The 5,227-nt window shown below is 71.3% G+C and carries 4 protein-coding genes and 1 pseudogene; 4 read left to right on the top strand and 1 reads right to left on the bottom strand.

What is annotated here, in order from left to right; genetic code table 11:
- The 4 genes and pseudogenes from IJH84_RS22520 to IJH84_RS22505 form a co-directional block, all read left to right on the top strand.
- A pseudogene (locus IJH84_RS22520) lies at nucleotides 1–633 on the top strand (hypothetical protein); the annotation flags it as partial.
- 20 nt (nucleotides 634–653) lie between these two features.
- Nucleotides 654–1,289: a type VII secretion system-associated protein gene (locus IJH84_RS22515; protein WP_295148703.1), complete on the top strand. Its 636-nt coding sequence runs from the start codon at nucleotides 654–656 to the stop codon at nucleotides 1,287–1,289.
- A complete protein-coding gene (locus IJH84_RS22510) occupies nucleotides 1,282–1,881 on the top strand; it encodes a type VII secretion system-associated protein (protein ID WP_295148699.1) in 600 nt (199 codons plus the stop codon). The genes IJH84_RS22515 and IJH84_RS22510 overlap by 8 nt, the downstream gene beginning before the upstream one ends.
- A gap of 316 nt (nucleotides 1,882–2,197) precedes the next feature.
- Nucleotides 2,198–4,606 (top strand): right-handed parallel beta-helix repeat-containing protein, encoded by a 2,409-nt coding sequence (locus tag IJH84_RS22505; protein WP_200068570.1) that lies wholly within the window; start codon nucleotides 2,198–2,200, stop codon nucleotides 4,604–4,606.
- Nucleotides 4,607–4,958: 352 nt separating this feature from the next.
- Here IJH84_RS22505 and IJH84_RS22500 read toward each other — a convergent pair.
- Nucleotides 4,959–5,227: hypothetical protein (locus tag IJH84_RS22500; RefSeq protein ID WP_295148694.1), on the bottom strand; the 269-nt coding region annotated here is incomplete at its 5' end.

The raw sequence follows: 5,227 nt of genomic DNA, 5'->3' as shown, positions 1-5,227 counted from the left end.
TCCGGCAACTCCGCCGCGCGCGGACTCTGGCTGTCCTGGCGCACGCCGTTCCGCGACGGCGGCACACCGCTGCCGGTGCACGTGGTGGAAGCCGATGACGGCCTCCCCGCCCTGAGCGCCGAGCTGCACGGCGCGCTGGCCGAGCACCCCGGCACACCTCGCATCGAGGTCGTCGGCACCGATGAGGTGCCCGGTTACCAGCGCGCGGCCCGTGCCAACGGCGCACTGGTGTGGGCGGCGACCGAACCGCCCGAGCTGTCCGTGGCGCGGGTCTTCGACCGCGTCGACCCGGACGGCCGGCCGCAGTTCGACCAGGATCACCCGCAGCTCACCGATCAGGACGAGCTCCAGCGCGTGCTGGATTACCTGCGGGCGGGTGAAGTGCTGCTGAGCACCGCCGCCACAATGGACGACGTGGTGCGGCCCGACCGCGGCCAGGTCGTGCCGACGACCTACCGCACTGACGGAGTGTGGTTGTGGCCGGACGCGGTCAGCTACTACCTGGAGGAGTACGGCTTGGCCCCGGACGAGCAGTTCTTCGCGCACATCCGTGCCGCCGGACGCCCACCGGAGCAGTTGGACGCGGTCAGCACGCACCGCGCGCTGCGCCACCTGCTCGACCCGTCGGCCTGACCCGGCCGGAAGGAGTCCCGATGCCGTCCGAGGTCACCGGTGAGGGGAACTGGTATCTGCTGATGGATCCGCAGTGGATGCCCACTGCGGACGAGACGGAACCGCCCGTCGCCTCGATCATGGGCCTGTGGCCGGTGGACGAGAACGGCGAACTGGGCCGCTTCCGCGCCAATCCCGACTACGAACCCAGCGACCCGGACGCTCCGGCGGACCCGCTGGACGCGCTGTTCCGGATGCTGATCGTGCGCCGCGCCGAACCGGACCAGGCACGGCTGCTGCTGCGCGACAGCGAGTACGAGGTGGCGCTCGGTCCCGGCGGCGGGCCGCTGATCGTGCCGTCCCCGGACGAGGTCGACTGCCTGCTGGTGGCGACTTCGCCTGCCCACCGGCTGGATTCGCCGAAGGTCGGTTCGTGGCGGCACGTCGGCATCGAGCAGCTCACCGACATGTTGCCGGAGGGCATCGACGTGCTGTTCAACCCGGGCAGTCCCGGCTCGGTGCGCCTGGTCGCGGCGTTCGTCAGATCCGCGCGCAAGCCGACGGAGCAGCAACTCACGAACGCGCGCACCAGCCTGCCCACCGCGGCCGCGGAAGACCTGCGGATGCTGGGCTGGCAGGTGGGAGCCGGAACGGATGGGAAGCCGACCGATGAGTGAAGATCCCGGCCAGCACGTCCAGGACCAGCAGGAGAACGCGGACGATCCGGGCCCGACCGACTGGCTGCTGCTGACCGACACCGAATGGGCCCCGGAATTCGGGGAGGACCCGCCGCCCGAGCGCGTGCTCGGCGGCTGGGCCACCTGGGCGGACGGTTCGTGGGGCCGGTTCCGGGCGAACCCGGCCTACGAGCCCGCCACGCCCGACTCGCCGACCGACCCGGTGGACGCGGTGCTGCGGATGCTCGTGCGGGACGGCCGCGGCGCGGACGAGCTGATGTCGGTGCTGGAGGACACCTCGCTGGAGATCGCGCTGGACGCCGACGGTGTCGCGCTCGTCGCCGAAGCGCCGGACGGCAAGCCCTCGGTGCTGGTGGCAACGGCGACGCTGCACCGCGACCTGGTGCAGGCGGACGGCTGGCGGGCCACCGACATGCACGAGATCGCCGATGCGTTGCCGGAGAGCGGGGTCGATGTGCTGCTGAACCCCAATTCGCCCGCCTCGATGCGGCTCGACGCAGACGCGTTCCGCCGCTTCTCGGCCGACCCGGACCCGGCCGTGCAAGGCGAAATCCGCACCGTGAGCACCTAGAGTCGACTCCGCTGCCGGATCCTGCGTGGCGGAGCCCATCGCGCCGGGATGGCGTCCGGGGCCGATCCATGAAGGAAGTCCCCACATTCGGTCGCCGGCAGCGGCGCCGGGAACTCCGCCGCGGAAGAACGGGTTATGACTGACGGAGTCGACGCGAATGCGAACCCCGAAGCGGCGCGTCGAGCGGCACGGCAGCGCGCAGCTGGTGAGCGGATCCCGCGTTCCGGTACCGGGCGTGCCGATGATCATCACGCCGCGGGTACGTTGAGATCGGCGCAGATTGCGGTCGTGCGGTGAGTACGGAGGAACGCCGAACGTGAGCCAGAACGTCATCATGGTCACCCAAGGCATCGGCCAGGGCCATCGCAGCATCGGCGACGCCGTCGAAAGCGCCTCCGATGGCGCGGTGATCGTGGTGGGGCCCGGCCGCTACACCGAGAACCTGGTGCTGACCAAGGCGATCACCATCACCGCCGAGGAAGGTCCGGGCACCGTCCGGATCGCCGCGCAGAAGGGCGTCGCGGTCGCACTGGCCGCCGATTCGGCCGCGCTGTCCGGGATCACCGTGGACGCCGTCGACGGCGAGAACCCGGCGGTGCTGGCGACCACGGGGCAGCTTTCGCTGACCGAGTGCGAGGTCGGTTCCAGCGGCTGGGCCGCGATCTACGCGCGGGACACCGGCAGCGTGCTGATGCGCGAGTGCAAGGTCCGCAACCAGGTCGGCGCGGGCGTGGTGGTCACCTCCGCGCAGGGTGGTGTGCTGGATTCCTGCGAATTGCTGCAACTGGGCACGTCCGCGGTCGTCGTGGCCGAGAGCGGGGACCTGACCGTGCGGGCCTGCGCGGTGCGGGAGGCCGCGGGCAACGGGATTTGCCTGAACGGCCACGGCCGGATCTCCGTCGCGGACACCACCGTGTCCGGAGTGGCCAAACCGGCCATCGCGGTTGAGCAGCAGGCGCAGCTCAACGCGAGCCGGCTGACCGTGTCCGACTGCCGCGGCATCGGCTTCTACCTGGCGAGCCCGCAGTCGGTGCAGCTGGAGGAGTGCGGCGTCGAACGGGTCGGTGCGGAAGGCATGTACGTGGCGGAAGGTTGCGCGCCGGTGCTGCGCTCCTGCCGCGTGCAGGGTGCGCGCGGGCGCGGGCTGCACTTCGCGGGCCGTTCCTCCGGCGCGGTCACCGGCTGCGATGTGTCCGATGTGGATGGTGTCGGCGTCGGGCTCACCGAGCGCAGCACCGCCGAGTTCGACGGGACCGAGGTCTCCAGCTGCACCGGCGGGCTGCTCATCGAGGATGGCTCCGACCCGTTCTTCCGCAGGCTGCGGGTGATCGGCAGCGACGGCGCGGCGATCGTGGTGGACGGCGCCGCCCGCGGGCGGCTGGAGAACGTGGAGATCGACCGGACCGGCACGGAAGGCGTGCAGGTCAGCAATGGCGCGCGGCCCTCGATCTCGGGGCTGAGCCTGAGCCGTTCCGGCGCGGCGGGCGTCTCGATCAACGAGGCGGCGCTGCTGCTCAACGACTGCGACATCACCGAAGCGGGCGGCGACGGCGTGCTGGCGGGCTCCGGTTCGGACCTGTCGTTGCAGCGCTGCCGGGTGCACGGCAGCCGCGGCATGGGCTGCCGGGTCGCAGCGGGCGCGTCCGGGACGGTGTCCGAATCGGAGTTCACCGGTGGCGGCGCGGACGGCGTCCTGCTGGAAACCGAGGAGCCGGTGAAGCTGATCGGCTGCACGGTCCGGGACAACCGGGGCAGCGGAGTCCGGCAGCTGCGCCCCGCCGCGGAGATCACGGTGCAGGACCTGATCAGCGGCGGCAACGGCGCGCAGGACGCCTACGGGAGCTCGGCGGCGGCGACCACCGAACAACCCGCCGAACAGCCCGCGCCGCAGGCCCGCGAGAAGGCCCCGAGCGCTTCCGACCCGCTGGGCGAGCTGAATCGCCTGGTCGGCCTGGAGGGCGTCAAGAAGGAAGTGACCTCGCTGGTCAACCTGAACAAGATGGCCAAGCGGCGGGTGGACGCGGGCCTGTCCGCACCGCCGATGGCGCGGCACCTGGTGTTCGCGGGCTCTCCCGGCACCGGCAAGACCACCGTCGCCCGGCTCTACGGCGAGATCCTCGCCGAGCTCGGCGTGCTCCGCGTGGGCCACCTGATCGAGGTTTCCCGCGCGGACCTGGTCGCGCAGATCATCGGCGGCACCGCGATCAAGACGACCGAGGCGTTCAACACCGCGCTCGGCGGGGTGCTGTTCATCGACGAGGCTTACGCGCTCAGCGCAGGCAGCGGCGGTACCGGGCCGGATTTCGGCAAGGAAGCCATCGACACGCTGGTCAAGCTGATGGAGGACCACCGCGACGACGTCGTGGTGATCGCCGCGGGCTATTCCAAGGAGATGGAGGATTTCCTGCGCGCGAACCCCGGCATGGAATCCCGGTTCAGCCGCACCATCGAGTTCGCCAACTACAGCCCGGACGAACTGGTCACGATCGTCGAAACGCAGTGCCGCAAGCACGACTACCAGCTCGATGCGGAGGCCGTGCAGGCACTGCTGGACTACTTCGAGGCGATCCCGAAGGACGGCACGTTCGGCAACGGCCGCACCGCGCGCAAGGTCTTCGAGGACATGACCGGCAGGCAGGCTTCCCGGCTGGCCGCGGACAACGACGCGCTGCCCGCGGACCTGACCGTGCTGAAGGCGGCGGACTTGGAGCTCACCGCTCGTTGAGCCCGCAGCGCGCGGAGCCGCGGGCTTCCGAGCACTGGTCGGCGAGCCCGCTTTCGTCGGCGTGCGCGCGCCAGCGTGGGATGAGCCGAGCCGGTGCCGCGGTCACTTCCGCTGCGAATCCGGCTGCGTTCCCCTGGTCCGTTCGCTGCGGTTCGATCGGTTGCCGCGCCTGCGAGCGCCGACCTCTTCTTGCGCCGGTCGAGTTGCCGGGCGAGCGGGCGGCGCCGGGTTCGCGATCGAGCAGCATTTCCGGCCACTGGCGGGCTTTTTGCGTCGAATCCGCACGTGACGGTGCGATGCTCCGCGCTGTGGCGGGCAGCGTCGGCACTTCCGTCGGATCGGCCGCACTCGCCTAGTCGGTGGCCGGTGTGTCCGAGGAAGACGGGGTGTCGGCGTGACCGGTCGAGTTCGCCTTCCGCCGCCGCGCCTCGCGCAGCTCCCGCTGCTTCGACCAGTCCGAGGCGCCTGGCTGCCGCTTCGGCAGCGACTCCGGCTTTCCGGTTCCCGTTCGCCCGGGTTCCGGCCGAGGTTCCGCCCGCCTGGGCTCGGTCGGCCCGCGCCTCCTTCGTCCGGCTTCCGGCCGCTCGGGCTCCGGCCGCTCGGGTTCCGGGTGCTCGGTAT

It is taken from the genome of Saccharopolyspora sp. (assembly GCF_017434145.1).
Classification (GTDB): domain Bacteria; phylum Actinomycetota; class Actinomycetes; order Mycobacteriales; family Pseudonocardiaceae; genus Saccharopolyspora_C; species Saccharopolyspora_C galaxeae.
This window is presented reverse-complemented; position numbering and strand designations above follow the sequence as displayed.